We start from the raw sequence: 20,489 nt of genomic DNA, 5'->3' as shown, positions 1-20,489 counted from the left end.
GAAGAAGTTGACTGAGATGCGACTTCGAACGGTTTACTATTTATTTTGATATTGTTTGTACTGTTGGCAATGACGAGCGTATACAGTCCCTTTTGTTGATTTAATTAAAAAGTTATACAACTAACGCAGTGCGTTAGTTGTATAAGAAATCCTTATAAATCTGTTCTTTTATATATTTGTGTAACATTGAAAACTGCAACAAATATAGAAATAATTAACGAGAATAAAACCAACCAAAAGTAAAAATCGTAATCATGTTCTGACCATTTTGTAACTACCACTAAAGTAAATAGCAAAATAATTCCCATTCTTTTCCATTCGATTGAAAATATAGTCTTTAAATTATTCATGGTTGATTCCCCTTTTTTCCCTTCAAAAAGTAATTCGATATTGTTATGTAACATGATATAAACTTACCATATTTTTCGGATTCCGAATAAAAAAACTTTACTAATTCTGTTCAATTAAACTGCCACTTTGTTGAATAAAAAAACGACCGCCGAAGCAGCCGATTGTTATTGAACTAAAGCATGCGTTAGTTCAATAACTTTCAGAAATATGAACTATTTTTTGAATAACTAAATTAACCTCTTTGTTATCTTTAATTACGCTTCACCTTCAATTGGTTCAATACTCGGAAGAACGCCACTTGTTCGATATCTCCTCAATATGATAAGGTGTCGTTCTACAGCATCCACCTATTAAACGTGCACCTGCTTGGTACCATTCTTCAGATTGAATATCCAACACATTACATTGTTCATGACCATTCCATGTTTTTGTTTCTGGATTATAAGTTTCACCAGAGTTTGGATAAACAATAATCGGTTTTTTGGTGTTTGCCCTCAACTCTTGTATTGCACCAGTCACAACGGTTACTGGCGCACAATTGATGCCTATCGCTACAATTTGTTCACTTTTCTCAAAAACTCGTGCACACTCTACGAGTTTCATACCTTCACTAATCTCTTTCTCATTTTTTAACGAAAAGGAAAGCCACGCATATGTTTCTGGATACTCACGTAATAATGTATCTAATACTCTTGCTTCTTGCAAGGAAGGGATCGTTTCAAATGCCAATAGATCTGCACCTGCTTCAATTAACGCTGACATTCTCGAACGGTGAAAGTCTGCTAATGTTTTATCTGTCACACCATAGTTGCCTACATACTCTGAACCATCTGCAAGGTAAGCCCCGTACGGCCCAACCGATGCAACAACCAATGGTTTAGGCCTATTCGTTTGCTTATTTTCCTTCCAAAAATCATCTCTTGCCCTTCTTGCAAGTAACACCGTTTTCTTAATTAATTCCAAAGCTTCCTGTTCTTGTATTCCACGCGCGGAAAAACCACTAATAGTAGCTTGATAGCTTGCTGTTATGGCACAGTCCGCACCAGCACGAAAATAGTCCGAATGAACCTGATAAATAAGTTCCGGATTTTCTAGTAACACACGTGCCGACCAAAGGGGATCGTCCAAATTACATCCATGCGCCTCCAATTCTGTAGCTAATGCTCCGTCAAGAAGCATAATGGAATGTTGGGATAAAATAGCATCAATTGGATTGACTTTGTTCGACATAATCTACGCCCCTCTTTTTTAAATTTTTTGTTAGATAATAACTTCCATAGCAAAACAAAATAAACGGTATGCCGCAATATAAGGCAATTCTCTGTGTTGGATCGAATGCAATTCCAATACACGATGCCAGACAAAGGATAAAAGAAGCAATTGGTACTAATGGATACAGTGGTGTGCGATAAATCAAGTCCTTTTCAGAATTTCCTTCTTTCAAAAATTGTCTGCGAAATAGGAACTGGGAAGCACTAATACTCATCCAAACTACAACTACTGCTAGACCGGAAATGGAAACAAGTACGATATAGACAGTATCTGGTGCCACAATACTTGAGAGCAAAGCCAAAGCTCCACCCACCATGCTGAAAATGACGGCGTTAATTGGAACACCTTGCTTCGTCATTTTTCCAAAAATCGGAGATATCGTATTCTTATTAGCAAGTGACCAAAGCATTCTAGAAGAGGCATAAAGGCCTGAGTTTGCCGCAGATAAAATAGCTGTTAAGATAACGAAATTCATTATGTCAGCTGAATATGGCACCCCAATTCGTTCTAGAACTGCAACAAAAGGGCTCTCTAATACACCAGCATCGGAAATAGGCAATAACGCAGATAAAACAAAAATCGTTCCTACAAAAAAGATGATCAATCTCCACAGAGTAGTTCGAATGGCCTTCGGTATCATTTTTTCCGGGTTCGCGGTTTCTCCAGCTGCAATGCCTATTAATTCTGTTCCCGAAAAAGCAAAATTAACCGCAAGCATGGTCATTATAATGCCCGTAGCACCATGAGGAAATAAACCTCCACTTGTAAAATTAGAAAATAATGGTGCTGCTTTTGAATGACTCATCGGAAGAAACCCTAGCATTGCCGCTGCTCCTAAAACAATAAAAATCACAATAGCTATAACCTTTATCGATGAAAACCAAAATTCTGATTCGGCGAAAAATTTAACAGTCATGACATTTAATACAAAGATCAAAATGGCAAAAATAGCACTCCATATCCAAACATTAATCGATGGAAACCATCGCTTCATAAGTAATCCTGCGGCTGTAAATTCAGAACCTAAAGCAACAGTCCAAGTTAACCAATACAACCAGGCTACTGTATACCCTGTAGCCGGTCCAATGTATTTAACTGCATAACTGTGAAATGAGCCAGTTTCAGGCATATGTACGGAAAGCTCTCCTAAACACAGCATAACTAGATAAACCACTAGCGCACCAATCAGATAGGATAGTATTGTTCCAAACGGGCCAGCTTGTTGAATAGTGTAGCCCGAGCTTAAGAATAAGCCAGTTCCAATCACCCCACCAAGTGATAGCATGACTAAATGACGTGCTTGCATGTTCCTTTGAAATTCTTGCCCATTTTTGTTCCCCATTCCTACTCTCCTTTAGTTACTATCCAGAAAAAACAAAAACGCACTCTAAAAAAGAGTGCGCTACTGACAAATAAAAACGAAAGCTCTCATCTATCAGGTTATCACCCGCTGGAATTAGCACAGTGTCTACTTAAGTAGACCTGTTGCTGAGGCTTCAAAGGGCCAGTCCCTCCACCTCTCTGGATAAGAAATATTTTTTTTATAACCATATCAATCCATTCGATAATTGTCAAGATAATTCTGTTTTTTTAAAAAATTATTAATTATTAACTTATTATCATATCTTATGCAACTAATCTGCCATTTTGTTGAATAAAAAACGGCCGCCGAAGCAGCCGATTGTTATTGAACTAATGCACTGCGTTAGCTCAATAAGACTTTACATATTTCTGAAATCATAGGTTTCACTGTTGATATTAATTTGGTTCTGATTCACTAATATTTCTTTATTATTGATCCATTGAATACTAAAAGGTTCACCTGGTAACCACAATATAAATCTTTCTTTTTCCTTCTTGTCTTTAGAACTCAACTGACCAATATAACTATAATCTGACTTCATAAATACTCCGCCATTTAAATAAATCGTTAGTTTATGTTTCTTGTCAGGAGATTCAATTTGTTTAATTATATCAAGGTTTTTAACATTGACATCCTCCAATGCTGTAATTGAGTTTGTCTGATTAGAATTTAAAAAATAAAAAGCACTAATGCATACAGAAATTACAATAATAGTGTATATGACTACTTTTCGTTTAATCATAATTTAAAATTCTCCCTATAAAAATTGATATCTAAGTATATTCATTTCTATTTAGAGGAAAATTTTTCCTTCTTTTGCAGATTATTTAACTATATTTCTAAGCCTCTTTCATCTATCTAAACTGCCATTTTGTACAATAAAAAAAGACCGACAATATCATCGATCACGTTGTTCAACTAAAGCATTGTGTTAGTCGTATAAGAGTTCATTAAATTTCCTCTAGTTGATTTTTAACTCCTTTTTCTTTCCGGTAATGATCATAAGCAGCTTTTACTTTATCAGTTTCTAGTGTATCTTTTGAAAGTCTTTTATAAATCATTACTAATAGACCAATAATAGCACCTAAAAATATTGAAAGTGTAAAACCAAATGCATTATACTCGTCAAATCCACATTTTACTAAAAGTATTAAAAGTAAATAAAAAATTATGGGTGATAATACTACATATTTGATAATCTTTTTCATTTTTTTCTCCTTAAGTATTAATTTACTAGATATTATTCGGCATGATTTACTGAAATCCCTGTTCCATAAACTTCCATGTACTTGAATAAGAAAATCATCCACTTAAACAGAGGCAAATTAAAAATAGAGAAGCATCTACATTCAAATTGAATGCAGAGCTTCTCTTTCATATTGTTTTTAATAGGGTAGTAGGGTCCTCTTAAAAACTATATCCTTTTATTTTCAAAAATTAATCTGTTTTGCAGTTCTTACTTTATCCTCCATTTCTATATGATCGTCTGAGTATGTTTCGGTTACCTTATCTTGACAACTCCAACAATTACTGCGATTTCGCTCCATAATGGATAATTCTTCATTACATTCTACACAACAATCGATCCCATTAATGTCTTTTTTAAATTTGCACATGTATTTTCCTCCTCAATTAAATTATGTTTATGATTAAATGACTTGTTCACCGATATTTACAGTAGCATTAGTTTGTTTCGCTGGGCGTACTGTAATCCAAAATAATAATCCAAAAACAAACATAACTAATGCGGTTATTAGGAACCCATATCCATACCCAATTGCCTCGGATGCAGACTTTTCTATAAAGTTGCCGAATATTACTGGGGCAATAATACTTGTTGAACTTGATAGAGCAACATACGTCCCTTGTGCTTTCCCGATATTTTTAGGAGAAAAGAACTCCATAAGCATTGCTGGTGCGAGCGATAAAATCACAATCGCAAAGCCCGGTGCAAGGATGAAGCAAAAAATGGCAATACCACTTGAATCCGCGATACTTCCAATGTATAAACAAATACCTGATAAAACCATTGAACTACCTGCAAGATTTATTCTGCTCCTGCGAATATCTCCTGTTTTGCGATAAATACGATCGGAAATTAGGGCAACTCCAATTTGACAAATAGCAGCAAAGAGGAATGGTAAAGATACTGCCAATTTTAATGTTTTGCCTTCAAAATGTTGAATTTTTGAAAAATATGCTGGAAACCAAACCGATTGCACAGACAATAGCCAATAAGCACATCCTGCACAAATTACCGTAAACATAAAATTTTTAGAGAAAATATGTGGAAAAAACTGCTTCCATGAAACTTTGTTAGGGATTACTGTGTTTTGATCCTGTTGTTCATATGTAGGCATCCCAATATCTTTTGGACTTTCCTTTCCGAAAAACATCCATAAAAGTAGAACAATAAACCCTACCGTACCCATCGCTACAAAAGCAGCTCTCCAACCATGTTTATTGATTAAGGAGATTAGTATTGGAGAAGCGATTGCCGGTCCGATTGTTGCACCAAATAAAACTGCACCAAAACCAATACCATGTCGATGTTTTGGAAACCATTTACCTATTATTGAAGTTGAAATAGAAATAGCTGGACCTTCTCCTGCTCCTAAAACCATTCTTGAGAACATTAATAGAGAAACGCTTGATACTAAAGGTGTTGTAAATTGAACAACTAACCATACAAGCATAATCCAAGTAAACATTTTTTTCGTATTTCTCGAATCAGCTAAGCCACCAAGAACAAAAGATGATATCGTAAAAAACCAAAAAAATGAACTTCCAACCACACCCCATTGGGATGGACTTAAATGTAATTCTTTCATTACAGGTACGGAAACTAAACCAATGATAATTTTATCAACTTGGTTAACCATACCCGAAGCAACTAGAATTAATAAAATAATCCAAGAATATTTTGGTGTGTTCAAATAGATCTTCCTTTCTCACCTACTTAATGTTTGAACATCTTTTACTAGACAACTCGTCATATAATGAAGCGCTTACAAAATATAGCATCATTTTCTCCATCAATAATCTACCGTGTTGACCATCCTCCCTTTTTCTTTTTAATAGCTTTAAAATAGATTGCGACATTTATTATATTTATTATATTCATAATTTTCAGTTAAATAAAATTAAACTTTTTAACTTACATGTCAATACTACTAATATACGGAATAATACTTCTCGATGAAAAATTTAAAATCCAACTTGTATATTAGCACAATTAAACTACAAATTAAAATCTTTAATTTTATATAAATATTATTTATAGGTAGAATTAAAGTAGAAACTAAAGTAAATCTTTTAGATTATTACTAGTGAATGAGAACTGGAGGCTAAACAATGGACTTAAAATTATCGGGAAAAAAGGCACTTATTGTTGGCGGTAGCCGTGGTATTGGGAAAGCTGTTGCACGCCAACTAGCTCTAGAGGGCGTAGATTGCACAATATGTTCAAGAAATGAATCCACATTAAGAATTACAGCAGAGGAGCTTACCCAGGAAACAAATCAAACGATTTATCCGATCGTCGCTGACACTACAGATCCAGACTCTATTATCAATCTAGTAGAAAAATCAGTAGAAGTAATGGGAAGCATCGATATATTAATAAATAGTGGTGCCAGAGTTGGTGGACATGAGCCTGAGGATTTTAATAGTATTAAAGAAGAACTTATTTTAAAAGATTTTGAAGAAAAATATATGGGTTACTTCCGCTGTATCCGCGCTGTCGCTCCTTATATGATTGAAAATAAATGGGGACGGATTATTAATATTAGTGGACTAGCTGCTAGAATTGGTGGTAACTACTTTAGTTCTGGACCACGTAATGCATCTGTCGTTCATTTAACTAAATCTGCGTCAATGGAATTAGGAAAACACGGAATTAATGTGAATGCTATTTACCCAGGGGTTGTTGATACAGAAGCTTTTAGAGACCGTGTCTCTAGTAAAGAAGCTATAAAACAAGTAGAAGCTCTTAATTCTCTTGGACGCTTAATTACATCAGAGGAAATCGCTAACGTGGTTACCTTCCTTGCCTCTCCATTATCTGCATCAATTACTGGTGAAGTAATCCCGGTAACTGGCGGCATTGGAAATACAGTTTATTTCTAAAAAAGTTTATACATAAGAAACGAGCCTCTTACTTCCACGAGGCTCGTTTTTTTAGTACTCTAGCGAATAATTTGCAGTACTTAAGAAATGATTTATTTTAGAAACAGTTGATTCTATGTTGTTAGGAAAAATAGCCATATGGGCAAAATAGCCGTGGATCATTCCCGTTTCACAAGCATATTCAACATGCACATCAAATTCTCTCAGTCGTCTAGCATAAGCCATTCCTTCGTCACGGAGTACATCATTTTCCGCAGTAATGATTAACGCCTGTGGAAGTCCACTTAAATCACTTGCAGTCAAAGGAGAGGCATACTCATTACTACTGTCTTCTTCATTCTTTAAATAATGATTTCGAAACCATATTAGCTGTTCTCTATCTAAACCAAATCCTTTTGCAAACTTTTGATGTGATTCTGTATTGAACTCAAGATTCGTCGGAGGATAAATTAAAACCTGCGCAGTAATGTTGGGACCTTTTCTGTCTCTTGCAATCATCGTCACAACCGTCGCAAGATTCCCCCCTACACTATCCCCTCCAACAATCAATTTAGAGACATCTCCGTTAAAGGAAGTCCCTTTTTCATAAAACCATTTTAATGCTGTATATGCGTCTTCTACTGCCGTCGGGAATTTATACTCAGGCGCAAGACGATAGTTAACGGATACTACAATACTTCCCGTTCGATTAGCAATTAATCGGCAGCTAGCATCGGTTGTATCAATATCGCCAAGAACCCATCCTCCACCATGATAGTATATAAATATTGGAAAAGGGCCTTGTCCTTCTGGTATATATACTCTACACTTTATTTCTTCATTCCCGCTTACTGGCACCATCAAATCCTCTACCTTAAAAAGCGGTGCTAGTTCTATAAGAGGGCGTGGTAAATTTGATAGCATTTCTCTTACAATCTTAGGTTCCATCTCATGAATAGCTGGCATCTTTTTGATTCCCTGTAAAAACAACTCTGCTTGTGGATCTAAATTTACCAAAGAACATCATCCTCACATTTTTTATTTAACAGTTATTCCAGATTTTTTCGCGTATCGAAAACCGTAAGAATTAGAAAATGGTGATTTTATTCACGACTAAACCTTTGAATAAAATCACCAAATTGTTTATCTTCTTATAGGTGCTCCACCAATATAAAATTCGAAATCCGGTGCAATTTTTCGTCCATTTGGCATCATTAACCACAGCCTTAATAAGTAGCGTTTTTTATGGTCTTCTTCGTAATCTTCAAAATGAGTACGTGAATGAAAAACAGTATAATTATTTACAAATTGCATGTCACCTGGTTCCATCATCATATCAATATGGAAGTTTTTATCATGAGTAAGCGAATCGATAAAATCAAATGCCTTGATTTCTTCTTCTGTTAAATGAATACCTGTTTTTAATTGAGCTGATTGAACATATTGACGAATATACCTGCAGCTTAATTTACGATCGTAATAGCTAAAGATAGGTGAATGAACTACTGGAGATTGTCCAGGCGTCTCTTCTCCACGAAGGTCATGGGCAAATGAACGATATAGAATTTCCAAATACTCTGGATGCTTCTCCAAAATTTCATTATAAATGGACATTGCACTTGCGATACTGCTTAGACCACCAGCTTTTGCTTTGCGAAGGCATAGTAATCCAACGACATCAGCAAGATCTGTATGATAATCAAGATGCACATTCGTTTGGTAGCCACGCACTTTTGTGTTATCGTTAAAATCTTTACCTACATTTTTAATATGACCTAGAAGTTCCCCACTTTTACTTTGGATAATCGGTAGTCCTAAATGTAGTCCAAGTCCCCAATAAATGATACTCGCTTCTTCGTCTGTATAACGGTCCATCGGCAACCCACGAATTAATAAAAACCCTCTCCCATTCTCTAACTCATCAACAAAGTACTTCACCTCATCAACTAATTCAGAAATTGGAAAATCTTCCTTTTTAAAATCTGGTGCTTTTAGGCCTCTTTGTTGAACTTGTAATACGGCCTTCTCAAGAGTAGCAATCGTTTTGTCGGTTAAAAAATAAATCCATGAATCATCTTTAGCAAGTTCGATACCTTTCCACGCTGATCGTCCCTGAATCTTTTCATTTAAGATAGTTGTCATCAAAGTTCCTCCTTTAAAATTGAATAGTACTAATTTAATAACTTCCATTTTATTAAAATATTATTTTCAACTTCGTAAACTTCCGGATAATCACTAACTACTCATTTGTTCACCTGATTCATTTATTGACTGTCTTCGATTTATCGGACCTACTCCTAGCCAAAATACTATCCCGATAATCAGCATCCCTAGAGAAGATACTCGAAACGCATAATGATATCCTAATGACTGAGTTACTGCGTGTTGAATCAGGTAGCCAAAGACTAAAGGAGCAATAATACTTGTTGTACTGGAAAGAGCAATAAATGCTCCTTGTGCCTTTCCAATGTTTTGCGGAGAAAAAAACTCCATTAATATAGCAGGTGCAAGTGATAAAATGACATACGCAAAGCCAGGTGCAAGGGTAAAGAAGAGTATCGACATAGTAGCTGATTTCACGGTAATCGCTAAATATAAGCATAAAGCGGATAACACCATCATAAGACCAGCTAAATTAGTTCTGGCTTTTCGAATATTTCCTGTTTTGCGGTAAAGCTGATCTGATAGCAATGCGAATCCAATTTGGCAAAAGGCTGCAAAAAGAAATGGTAGTGATATAGCTAGTTTTAATGTCTGACCGTTAAATTGCTGGATTTTTGTAAAATAAGCTGGAAACCATACTGCTTGAACAGACAATAACCAATATGCACAACCTCCGCATAAAACGGTCAATACAAAATTTTTAGAAAGAAGATGCGGAAGAAACTGACGCATTGAAACCTTTGGTAGGCTAGTTGAATGAATCTCTGCTGAATGGACAGCTGATTCAGGATTTTCTTTACCTAAAATTAACCAGAAAACTAGCACAATCAGTCCAAGTACACCCATCGCTAGAAATGCTGATTTCCAACCATGTTTATCGATTAAAGATATTAAAAGTGGTGAAGCAATTGCCGAACCCCCAGTCGTACCTAAGAGAACAGCTCCAAAGCCAATACCATGTCTATGTTTAGGAAACCATTTTCCCATAATAGCTGTAGAAAGAGCTGGTGCCGGTCCTTCACCTATCCCCAAAAATATCCTTGTTAACAATAGCAACGTCAAACTAGAGGCAAAAGGCGTAGCAAATTGTACAATTAACCAAACCAATGACAACCACGTTAACATTTTTTTCGTATTTTTCGTGTCTGCCATTCCTCCGAGTATGATTGAAGAGAAAGTGAAGAACCAAAAGAATGAACTTCCTACTACTCCCCATTGCGTCGGACTTAAATGCAACTCTTTCATGATAGGTACGGAAACCAATCCAATGATAATTTTATCAACTTGGTTGATCATGCCGGAAAGAACTAGAAATAATAAGATAATCCAGGCGTATTTTGGAGTTTTTGACATTAAATAGATCCTCACTTTTCCTATTTAAGGAACACCCTTTCAATAACAGAAAAGGTGCTCACAATTATTACCACTAAAATTACTTTAATGTTTCAACAATACCACCAGCTGTTTTATTACGAGCGGGTACACCACCACGCCCTGGTTTTCCTGTGTTTTCATCAATAAACATCGCAAAGTCTGGAGAGATTTCACGTCCATTCGGCATCGTTAACCATAGTCTTAATAAATGACGTTTTTGATCTAGTTCCTCGTAATCTTCGTATTGAGTACGTGAGTGAAGAACCGTATAATTATTTACGAATTGCATATCACCACGCTCTAGCATCATATTAAAATGTAGATTGTCATCATGTAGAAGAGAATCCAGTAAATCTAATGCTTCAATTTCAACTTTGGATAGTTGGATACCCGTTTTTGCTTGTGCTGATTCAATAAATAAACGAACGTAACGGCAACTTAATTTCCCATCATAGAAACTAAAGATTGGTGATGTAAAGACTGGTGATTCTCCTGGAGCTTCCTCTCCGCGTCGATCAAAGTTAAATGGACGACAAAGAATTCCTAAATATTCAGGGTTCCTCTCTAAAATTTCATTGTAAACTGCCATTGAGCTTATAATGCTACTGTATCCGCCGGATTTCCCTTTTCGAAGACTTAGCAAACCAACAACGTCAGAGCCGTCAGCATGAAAAGGAAGATGTAGCTTCGTTTGGTAGCCACGTACATTGGAATTTTCTAAACTAAGACCTTGATCCCTAACGTGTCCTAAAAGATCACCATTAGCATTTTGCGAAACTGGAGTGCCCATGTGTAGACCAAGACCCCAGTAAATGATGCTTGCTTCTTCATCTGTATACCTTTCAATTGGTAATCCGCGAATTAATAGAAATCCTCTCCCATTCTCAAGTTCTTCAACAAAATAATCGATTTCATCTACCAGATTCGTAATTGGGAAGTCCTCTTTGTTAAAATTTGGCGCAGTTAGTCCCTTTTGCTTTACATGTGCTAGCGCATTTTCAAGCTCAACAATTGTTTCTTCGGTTAAATAATAAATCCATGATTCATCCTTTGCTAGGTCTGTTCCTTTCCATGCTACTGAGCCTTTAACCTTTTCTTTTAATATTGTTGACATAAGTAATCCTCCCTTAGTGAACTATTATTTTCTTACTTAACTTCAGTCAATTTCCTTAACTCTCTGCGAAGAATCTTCCCTGTTGAATTCTTTGGCAGCTCTTTAAAAAATTCTACATAGCTTGGGATCTTGTATTTTACTAGCCTAACTTTACAAAATTGAATAATGTCAGCTTCGGTATACTGTTCATCCTTAATTACAACGAAAGCCTTTACACTTTCTCCGTATTCTTCATTTGGTATTCCAACAACAGCCGCCTCTACAACTGCGGGATGTTGATATAGAACTTCTTCCACTTCACGCGGGTATATATTGTATCCACCAACGATAATCATGTCCTTCTTGCGATCAACAATATAGATATAACCTTCTTCATCCATTGTTGCGAGATCACCGGTGTAAAACCAACCATCTTTAAAAGCTAGTGATGTAGCTTCGGGCATTCCTAAATATCCCTTCATGACATTTGGTCCTTGAACAATTAGTTCTCCGACTTCACCTCTTGGTAATTCTTCACCAAACTGATCGACAACCTTGCTTGTTACAGCAGGAATATTCAGGCCAATCGATCCTGGTTTCCTAGTTCCCTTTAAAGGATTAATCGACACAAGAGGTGCTGTTTCCGAAAGTCCATATCCTTCTAAAATTGAAACCTTAAACTTGTTTTCAAAATTATGTAACAGCTCAATAGGAATTGAGGCACCACCTGAAATACAAACTCGAATTGATATAAAATCCTCAGACGTAGCATTTGGTAATTGATTCATAAAGTTGTACATCGTAGGTACTCCTGCAAACACTGTTGCTTTTCTTTCTCGAATTGTATTAACCACATCACCTGGGCTAAACTTTGGCTGAATGACTATGGCTGCTCCGCAGGCAATTGGTGCATTTAAGCACACTGTCATACAGAAAACATGAAACATTGGAAGAACAGCTACAACCCTGTCACTATGATCAAGTTCGAGCAATTTTGAAATGGAATCTGCATTTGATGCTAAATTTCGGTGCGTTAACATCGCACCCTTTGGTTTGCCTGTGGTACCAGATGTGTACAAAATTACTGCTAGGTCTTCTTGATCAACAGACGGACTTACACTTTCATTTGTGCTCGTTTCCATAAGTTGCTTCCATGTCCAATCTTGTTTCTCAGCCTCGGTGTAAACAACTAGCTTAAGATTATTCAGCTGTTTCTTTACTTTTGATAACTTCTCCTCTACAGAGCCATGTGCAATAACGGCTTTAGCTTGACTATTTTCTAATATGTAGCTGATTTCATCTTGGGTAAACAAAGGATTAATTGGTACAACAAATGCACCTATTCGTAAAATTCCATAATAAGCAATGAGGAATTCTGGTGTATTTCCTAATAAAAGTGCAACTCCATCTCCCTTACTTATTCCTTGTGTAGTCAAACCTTCAGCTAATTTGTTTACCATCTCATTTAATTCCTTATAGGTGGCATACTGATCACCATACAGATAAGCGATACGCTCTGGAAAATTAATAGCGCTACCTTCTAGATTTTCATATAAGTTATTAGGCATTAAGTGCATTACCCTCCTCTCAATCGCATGAAAGTGTTTTATAAATTAATTATTTTGAATATTAAAAATATTACTACGTTTAGTATACTCATAAATAAAAACGAAATAAAATTAAAGATTTTAATTTGTATGTAAATCTAACTAATATGAAAATCATGTATCAATGCGAGTATCAACTCAACGTTTATAAAACACCAATAAAAATAACAATAGGCTAACTAAACATGCTTTGTTTTTCGCATTTATAAACTGGCATACTATCGTTTTTACTTATCATAACTATAATAATAATTTATTTTCCTTATCGTAGATGATTCGATAGGATAAATATAAAGAACCCCACGAGGAGATGAACACAATGGAACAAAAAGTACTCATTGCTACTAAACCTGAACAACAAAAAAAACCTACAAAACAGTTAAATGTTTCTATGATATATGGAATCACATTTACATTCATCATAGCCGCTGTAGGTTTTCTATTGGCAAAGTTACCAGGATTCGATCATGTAGGACCACTAGCATGTGCCATTTTGCTTGCTCTAGTTTATAGACAATTTTTTGGATATCCTGAAAAATTACGAGCTGGTATTCAATTTTCTTCAAAAAGGCTTTTAAGATTTGCCATCATTCTGTACGGATTGAAGTTGAACATGGTTGTGATCTTTAATGATGGATTGCCTTTATTACTGAGAGGTGCCGGAACAATCATATTTTCGATCGTTGTCCTTATGATTATAGCGAAATGGCTTAAAGCAGATCTTAATCTGTCTTTATTATTAAGTATTGGTACAGGAATTTGTGGTGCAGCTGCAGTCGCTGCCGTATCACCAATCATTAAATCAAAAGATGAAGACACCGCAATGGCTGTCGGTATCATCGCATTAGTTGGAACAATTTTTTCAATCATCTATACTTTAATCTATCCATTATTACCAATAAGCCCAACTGACTATGGAGCATGGGCTGGAATAAGTCTTCATGAGATTGCTCAAGTTGCTTTAGCAGCTGCTCCTGCGGGTCAAGATGCTCTTGCTCATGCACTTCTTGCCAAACTTGCACGTGTTTTTCTATTAATTCCGGTTTGTTTTATCCTTTTATTCTGGATGAAAAAGAAAGGAAAATTAGACGGAGAAGCAAAACTGGAGTTCCCATGGTTTTTAATTGGATTTGTCATCATGAGTTTTGTAGGGAGTTATGTTCTTGGTAAGGAAGTACCTATATCAAATAAATCTATGTCAGATATTGCTGCTTTTACATCATTTATCTTAACAATGTCTATGACTGGCTTAGGATTAAATATTAACCTTAAAGAATTACGTACAAAATCATTACGCCCTCTGATCGCCATAATCATTACATCAATTCTTCTATCATTTGTAACATATATTATTATTTAACAACTACCCTTTAAATCAAAAAAAATCAGAGAAACTCTACGGCAGTTTCTCTGATTTTTTATTTAACTAGTGGCTATAATACATTCGATTTCTTATGTTTTGCTTTCTTCATTGCGTTTAATAAAAATCCACCTTTAAATCTTCTCGCTTCATATGAAATAATAAAGGCACTCGGTTCATAATGCTCAATAAGATCCATAAGTTCAGGTTCTCTATTTCGCTTTGTCAATATATCTAAGTGATACCTCTCACTGTCTCTTCCTTCACCTTGGAAAACCGTCACTCCGAATCCTTCCTCGCGAAGTCGGTTAATAAGCAATTTATTTTTATTCGTTAAATTGACTACTAATGTTGTATAACCAATCGCTAAGCGATTTTCTACATAACTTCCAATTAGAATACCTATTCCAAATCCAACCGCATAAACAATCATTGATAATGTACTTTGGTCTCCAGAAAACACAAGTGATAATCCAAATACATAAATAATAGCTTCTAAAAAACCAAAAAGAGCAGCAGACACACTCAATCCTTTTACAAGGAAAATAGTTCTCAAAGTTAAGACAGGTACATAAATCAATTGTAATAATAAAATTAGTAAAATATCTTTCAATGTTGACACCTCAAAGTTCAAATTTCTGGAAAGCAAATTTATGTAAATCATTGACCCTAAGCCTAACTTTTAAACATTTTTGCTGGTTGATCAAAGTGAAAGCCTAGTAGAAATGACGGATTAATGAATGCACAATGCGACTACCTTTTTAAATTGTTTTTTGTATTATTTACCAGTTGTAGTATGTAATTCAACCTGTTCAATTAAATTCCTGCTTTTCTTTAAGGACATTCTAAAGATATAATTATTGAATTATGCGAACAAATTTTGAACATTGTTGATAAAGTTGTGAACTCCGTTGATATATCGCTGAAACCCGTTGATATATCGCTGAACTCCGTTGATATATTGCTATTACACGTTGATATATCGCTGAACTCCGTTGATATATTGCTAATACACTTTGATATATCGCTGAACTTCGTTGATATATTGCTGAAATTCGTTGAAATATGCGAATACTCGTTAATATTTAACTACAACTGACTCGTAAATCATCAATTCTGATTCGCCCTTCAGTAATTTCGCTTAAAATCATCTTCAAACCAATAAAAAAACCCGCCAGGAATAGTAATTCCCTGCGGGTTTTCTAACTTTTATTTTTTTCGCATTATTCCATTCCAAAAGAAATCAATGATTTGTTCGGCCATTTCATCTATTGTCGAAAAGATTGACTTTTGATCTGTGTCTTTATAATTTCCAATCGATAGTATTGCAAAGAACAATTGAGTATAGAACTTTGGATTCCCTTTAGGTATTTCTCCGTTCTCAATTGCAGTTGTCATTGCTTTTTCAATCACATTATACATCGTTTCTTCAGCGTTATTCATCTGTTGTAATTGTTCATCTGATAAAGAAACTTTCGCTTCCTTCGTAAAAGTTTTTAAATCAATTTCAAAGGTTGCTCTTAAATGGACTTTAACCATTTCGTGGAGATTTTCTTTTAAAGACTTTTCCGTTGATAAAATCTCAGCAATTCGGTCGCTTATTCGAAGCATCATTTGAACCATTGCATCCGTAAAGAGATCTGCTTTTGTTGGATAATAATAATAAACCGTTGCTTTGGTCACACCACACTTCTTAGCTACGTCATCCATTGAAACTAATTGATATCCGTTTTGAAGAAACAATTGGATTGCATTTTCAACGATTATTGCTTTTGTAGGCTTTTTTTTAGAATCCTGTGGCGGTCTACCGAGGGGACGTTTCATTTGTTCCAATATGCTTCTCTCCTAACCTTTTAATTCCTTTTCATTATATCATATTAAAAGTTCTTGAATAATTAACTGACCAGTATATATAATTATGGTAATCAATTTTACGAGAGGTGAATTCCATATGAAACATCACCCCTTTCATTCATGGGGCAAATTTGTTGGTAGTAAACGCACAAGATGGGTAACATTGTTGGTGTGGGTTTTATTAACGGTTGTATTATCATTTACTTTTCCATCTGTAAATGACGTAGAAAATAATGCAGCAGATAACCTACCTAAGCAATCCATGTCGCAAAAAGCAGAGCAGTTAATTAAGAAAGAGTTTCCAACTGATTCTGGAAACCCTTTATTAATTGTTTGGAATCGTAAAGACGGTCTAAATGGAGAAGATTTCAATGCCATTCAAAATGTTTATAAAGCGCTTCGAAATAAGCCATTGAAAAAACAATTAACTTCACCGTCATATGATTTGATGCCTACCGAGGCAATTAAACAAAGTTCTTCTGAGGATGGTACTACAATCATTACGGCTGTTCTTTTTGATAAAAAAGCTGATGATCAAGTACTACAAAAAAATATTAACAAACTAGAAAAGTTAATTAAAAATAATACGGGTGAGGACCCAGTTAAACGAAAATTATCAGAATCAGGTCTAAAAGTTCGTTTTTCCGGTCCAGTAGGTATTCAAACAGACGCTGTCAGTTTATTTTCACAAGCCGATGTTAAACTTTTATTATCTACAGTATCACTTGTATTAGTTTTCTTAATCCTCCTATATCGTTCACCAATTATGGCAATTGTGCCGTTAATAGTAGTTGGTTTCGCATACGGAATCGTAAACCCTTTATTAGGTGTTTTAGGTGAAAAAGGTATTATAACAGTTGATTCACAAGCCGTTTCGATCATGACAGTATTATTATTTGGTGCTGGTACTGATTATTGTTTATTTTTAATATCTAGATATCGTGAATGTTTACTTTATGAAGAAAATAAATATAAGGCACTGCAACTCGCGATCAAAGAATCTAGTGGGGCCATTTCGATGAGTGCTTTAACGGTCGTTATTGGGTTAGGCACACTCTTATTTGCTCATTATGGTGCGTTTCATCGTTTCGCCGTTCCATTTAGTTTGGCAGTTCTTATTATGGGTATCGCTGCAATTACAATCCTTCCTGCCTTACTTTCTATTTTTGGTAGAGTTTCATTTTATCCTTTTATTCCTAGAACAAAAGAAATGGAATCATTAAGAGCTAAGAAAAAAGGAAAATCAATTAAAAAAGAACAAACCAAAATAACATTTAATCAAAAAATAGGAAAACTAGTTACTCATAAACCTTGGACAATTATACTAGCCTCTACCATTCTTTTAGGAGGTCTAGCACTATTTGTGCCTAAAGTACAATACACATATGATCTACTACAATCATTTCCGAAAGATATGCCTTCAAGGGAAGGTTTTGATTTAATATCAGACCATTATTCATCAGGTTTATTGGCACCTGTTAAAGTAATTATTGATACAGAAAATAAAGATATTCCTGTTAAAAAAGAATTAGAATCACTTTCATTCGTAAAAGAAGTTTCTGAACCGATTACAGGTAAAAATCAAAAAAGCTTACAATTATATGAAATTTCATTAGTCGATAATCCTTATTCGATTAAAGGTTTAGAGAGAATCCCTCAACTTGAAAAGAAGATTAAAAATCTATTGAACAAGTACGAAATCCAAAAAGTAAATAAGCATTACTGGATTGGTGGGGAAACAGTAACGAATTTAGATACAAAAAATACAACTGAACGAGATCAATCTGTTATTATTCCGGTCATGATTGGATTAATTGCATTATTGTTGTTAACTTATTTACGATCCGTTACAGCAATGATTTACCTAATAGTAACAGTCATATTATCATATCTTTCAGCATTAGGTGCTGGTTGGCTAATTCTTCACTACGGTCTTGGAGCTAGTGCAATACAAGGTTCGATTCCTTTATATTCATTTGTATTTTTAGTAGCCCTAGGTGAAGATTACAATATATTCATGGTCTCTGAAATTTGGAAAAATAAAAAGAAACAAACCCATCGCGATGCCGTTTCAAATGGAGTCGCAAAAACTGGGGCTGTTATTTCATCAGCTGGTTTAATCTTAGCTGGTACATTCCTAGTTTTAGCAACACTCCCAATTCAAGTATTAGTCCAATTTGGTATCGTTACTTGCGTTGGCGTCCTAATTGATACATTTATCGTTCGTCCACTTTTAGTTCCAGCAATCACTACAGTTTTAGGTAGATTTGCATATTGGCCAGGCGAACTTTCGAAAAAGGATTATGAAACAAATCAAGAAATTCAAATGGAAAAATAAAGTATAAAAACACCACAACGCAACTCCATTTATGGAACATGCGTCGTGGTGTCTTTATTTTGACTTTGATAGATTTTGTTTCATCGTCACATTAATCAATTGATATAGGCCGTATAGTCCTAAGTATGAACCAGTCATAATAAAATAAATATTAAGAAAAACGGCGTGAATATTTGTCATAAATACAACATTATTTTTTATAATGTCATAAATTGATATTGATGCTATTCCACCAAAAACTATATAAGAAATAATTGCTATGAAATTAAAAATTGTATTAAGTATAGGATAGGTTCTTGCTAATCCATACATGATAATAGGGAAAATAATAATGGTAACGACTAGTAAAGTTTTCAAGTGCTTCCCTTTCTAATTTATAATTGGTTGTGATTTAATTATTATTTTCATATTTTTATTAAATATCCAGTTAATAAGAAATATACTTTCTTAAAAACACCAAAAAAGCTTGGTGACTAATCAAGCTTTTCTGGTTAAATCGTATGAAATAGGGGTTGGGGAATTTTCATTATATAAAGGCTTTATGGCATCGTTTATCAATACCGGGGTGGTCAGTATTAACTGTTGCCCATATTTAAATGATAATGATTATCAATATCATTGTCAATGTTTTTTATCTACTTCTACATATTTTTCTCCATAATAACGTATTGTTTTCCATCTTTTATAAAGCTAGCATTTGTTTCTTGTAAACCAAACTTTTTATAAAAATTTGCTTTATTCATTCTGGCATTACACCAAATTTTCTTCACACCTGTGTTATTTACTTCTTTTAAAACGTAGTCTAACAAAGTACTTCCATACCCTTTATCTTGTTCTTCATGAAGAGTTGCAAATTTGCGGAACTGGCATTCACTATTACTAATAAAAAGAGAAATGACCGAAATTAAATTGGATTCTTTAAAAAGACCAAAATGCATCCCAAGATCATCATCATTTAATTTTATATAATCAAAGGGCTTATCCGCCCACATAACTTTATGCCTAATTTCCCATACTTCTTCTTTATCTACTTGTTTAATCGTCATTCCCATTTTTGCTCCTTTACTACGTTCCAATAAATGAAGTTATTCGAATGTTTTCATCATAATATAGTCTATTTGTTCTTCATCCCCCATATAAAATGAATGCGCACCAGTCTGTACAAAACCCATTTTCTTATAAAAAGAAATTGCATTTTCATTCTTTTCCCAGACACCTAGCCAGATTTTCTTTTTATTAAGTTCTAGCGCAATTTCCATAGCTGTATTAAACAAATATTTACCTAGTCCATGTTTTTGATAATTCTTCATTATATAAATTCTCTCGATTTCAAGTGATTCCTCACCCATTTCTTCAGACTGAGCATCACTAGTATTTACCTTTAAATATCCAGCTATTTCATCATGAAAATAAACGAAAAAGAATTTTGATGATAAATTAGATAATTCTTTTTCTACTTGTTTTAAGTTAAATGCGTTCTCCAAATAAGCAATCATATTTTCTTCAGTATTCTGATCCTTAAACGTCTCATTAAATGTTTCATACCCGATTTCCTGTAGTAGGTGCGAATCCTCGAGGTTGCACTTTTTTACTTGTATAGACATAAA

The 20,489-nt window shown here is 34.7% G+C and carries 20 protein-coding genes and 1 riboswitch; of the genes, 3 read left to right on the top strand and 17 right to left on the bottom strand.

Annotation, left to right across the window (positions count from 1 at the left end):
* Nucleotides 1–152 precede the first annotated feature (152 nt).
* From CN601_RS02135 to CN601_RS02105, 7 genes are all read right to left on the bottom strand, one after another.
* A complete protein-coding gene (locus CN601_RS02135; protein ID WP_098169873.1) occupies nt 153–350 on the bottom strand; it encodes a hypothetical protein in 198 nt (65 codons plus the stop codon).
* Between the two features lie 277 nt (nt 351–627).
* A complete protein-coding gene (gene mmuM, locus CN601_RS02130; protein ID WP_098119919.1) occupies nt 628–1,581 on the bottom strand; it encodes a homocysteine S-methyltransferase in 954 nt (317 codons plus the stop codon).
* Complete coding sequence (mmuP, locus tag CN601_RS02125) at nt 1,556–2,965, bottom strand: S-methylmethionine permease (RefSeq protein ID WP_098119918.1); 1,410 nt, start codon at nt 2,963–2,965, stop codon at nt 1,556–1,558. Before mmuP ends, mmuM begins: the two co-directional genes overlap by 26 nt.
* A gap of 83 nt (nt 2,966–3,048) precedes the next feature.
* Nucleotides 3,049–3,155, bottom strand: a riboswitch (SAM riboswitch).
* A gap of 189 nt (nt 3,156–3,344) precedes the next feature.
* Nucleotides 3,345–3,728, bottom strand: a complete 384-nt coding sequence (locus CN601_RS02120; RefSeq protein ID WP_098169872.1) for a DUF5412 family protein — start codon at nt 3,726–3,728, stop codon at nt 3,345–3,347.
* Nucleotides 3,729–3,936: 208 nt separating this feature from the next.
* Nucleotides 3,937–4,194: a hypothetical protein gene (locus CN601_RS02115; RefSeq protein WP_098119916.1), complete on the bottom strand. Its 258-nt coding sequence runs from the start codon at nt 4,192–4,194 to the stop codon at nt 3,937–3,939.
* 222 nt (nt 4,195–4,416) lie between these two features.
* Nucleotides 4,417–4,602, bottom strand: coding sequence for a hypothetical protein (locus CN601_RS02110; protein WP_098169871.1), 186 nt, complete (start codon nt 4,600–4,602; stop codon nt 4,417–4,419).
* A 33-nt stretch (nt 4,603–4,635) separates the two neighbouring features.
* A complete protein-coding gene (locus tag CN601_RS02105; RefSeq protein WP_098169870.1) occupies nt 4,636–5,922 on the bottom strand; it encodes an MFS transporter in 1,287 nt (428 codons plus the stop codon).
* Nucleotides 5,923–6,340: 418 nt separating this feature from the next.
* Here CN601_RS02105 and CN601_RS02100 point away from each other — a divergent pair, with 418 nt between their 5' ends.
* Nucleotides 6,341–7,114 (top strand): SDR family NAD(P)-dependent oxidoreductase, encoded by a 774-nt coding sequence (locus tag CN601_RS02100; protein ID WP_098119913.1) that lies wholly within the window; start codon nt 6,341–6,343, stop codon nt 7,112–7,114.
* A 51-nt stretch (nt 7,115–7,165) separates the two neighbouring features.
* Here CN601_RS02100 and CN601_RS02095 read toward each other — a convergent pair whose 3' ends face one another.
* The 5 genes from CN601_RS02095 to CN601_RS02075 all read right to left on the bottom strand — a co-directional run bounded on the left by CN601_RS02095 (nt 7,166) and on the right by CN601_RS02075 (nt 13,291).
* Entirely contained in the window at nt 7,166–8,110 is a 945-nt protein-coding gene (locus CN601_RS02095; RefSeq protein ID WP_098119912.1) for an alpha/beta hydrolase, read from the bottom strand.
* Nucleotides 8,111–8,236: 126 nt separating this feature from the next.
* Nucleotides 8,237–9,235, bottom strand: coding sequence for a TauD/TfdA family dioxygenase (locus CN601_RS02090; protein WP_098169869.1), 999 nt, complete (start codon nt 9,233–9,235; stop codon nt 8,237–8,239).
* A gap of 93 nt (nt 9,236–9,328) precedes the next feature.
* Nucleotides 9,329–10,609 carry an MFS transporter gene (locus CN601_RS02085; RefSeq protein WP_098169868.1) on the bottom strand — a complete coding sequence of 427 codons (1,281 nt, stop codon included), beginning with the start codon at nt 10,607–10,609 and terminating at the stop codon, nt 9,329–9,331.
* Nucleotides 10,610–10,688: 79 nt separating this feature from the next.
* Complete coding sequence (locus tag CN601_RS02080) at nt 10,689–11,744, bottom strand: TauD/TfdA family dioxygenase (RefSeq protein WP_098169867.1); 1,056 nt, start codon at nt 11,742–11,744, stop codon at nt 10,689–10,691.
* A gap of 32 nt (nt 11,745–11,776) precedes the next feature.
* Nucleotides 11,777–13,291, bottom strand: coding sequence for a long-chain-fatty-acid--CoA ligase (locus CN601_RS02075; RefSeq protein WP_098169866.1), 1,515 nt, complete (start codon nt 13,289–13,291; stop codon nt 11,777–11,779).
* A gap of 358 nt (nt 13,292–13,649) precedes the next feature.
* Between CN601_RS02075 and CN601_RS02070 the strand changes: the two genes are divergently transcribed.
* A complete protein-coding gene (locus CN601_RS02070) occupies nt 13,650–14,690 on the top strand; it encodes a YeiH family protein (protein WP_179865402.1) in 1,041 nt (346 codons plus the stop codon).
* Between the two features lie 73 nt (nt 14,691–14,763).
* On the opposite strand, the gene CN601_RS02065 is transcribed toward CN601_RS02070, so the two are convergent.
* Both CN601_RS02065 and CN601_RS02060 read right to left on the bottom strand, forming a co-directional pair.
* Nucleotides 14,764–15,303 carry a DUF2179 domain-containing protein gene (locus CN601_RS02065; RefSeq protein ID WP_098119906.1) on the bottom strand — a complete coding sequence of 180 codons (540 nt, stop codon included), beginning with the start codon at nt 15,301–15,303 and terminating at the stop codon, nt 14,764–14,766.
* Nucleotides 15,304–15,899: 596 nt separating this feature from the next.
* Nucleotides 15,900–16,523, bottom strand: a complete 624-nt coding sequence (locus CN601_RS02060; RefSeq protein ID WP_098169864.1) for a TetR/AcrR family transcriptional regulator — start codon at nt 16,521–16,523, stop codon at nt 15,900–15,902.
* Between the two features lie 118 nt (nt 16,524–16,641).
* Between CN601_RS02060 and CN601_RS02055 the strand changes: the two genes are divergently transcribed.
* Entirely contained in the window at nt 16,642–18,882 is a 2,241-nt protein-coding gene (locus tag CN601_RS02055; protein ID WP_098169863.1) for an MMPL family transporter, read from the top strand.
* Between the two features lie 54 nt (nt 18,883–18,936).
* Here CN601_RS02055 and CN601_RS02050 read toward each other — a convergent pair whose 3' ends face one another.
* The 3 genes from CN601_RS02050 to paiA all read right to left on the bottom strand — a co-directional run bounded on the left by CN601_RS02050 (nt 18,937) and on the right by paiA (nt 20,486).
* Complete coding sequence (locus tag CN601_RS02050) at nt 18,937–19,239, bottom strand: transposase (RefSeq protein ID WP_098169862.1); 303 nt, start codon at nt 19,237–19,239, stop codon at nt 18,937–18,939.
* Nucleotides 19,240–19,523: 284 nt separating this feature from the next.
* Nucleotides 19,524–19,928, bottom strand: a complete 405-nt coding sequence (locus CN601_RS02045; RefSeq protein ID WP_098169877.1) for a GNAT family N-acetyltransferase — start codon at nt 19,926–19,928, stop codon at nt 19,524–19,526.
* Between the two features lie 39 nt (nt 19,929–19,967).
* Entirely contained in the window at nt 19,968–20,486 is a 519-nt protein-coding gene (paiA, locus tag CN601_RS02040) for a spermidine/spermine N(1)-acetyltransferase (protein WP_098169861.1), read from the bottom strand.
* Nucleotides 20,487–20,489: the final 3 nt, after the last annotated feature.

The sequence above is a fragment of the Bacillus sp. AFS017336 genome, from assembly GCF_002555445.1.
Lineage (GTDB): Bacteria > Bacillota > Bacilli > Bacillales > Bacillaceae_G > Gottfriedia.
This window is presented reverse-complemented; position numbering and strand designations above follow the sequence as displayed.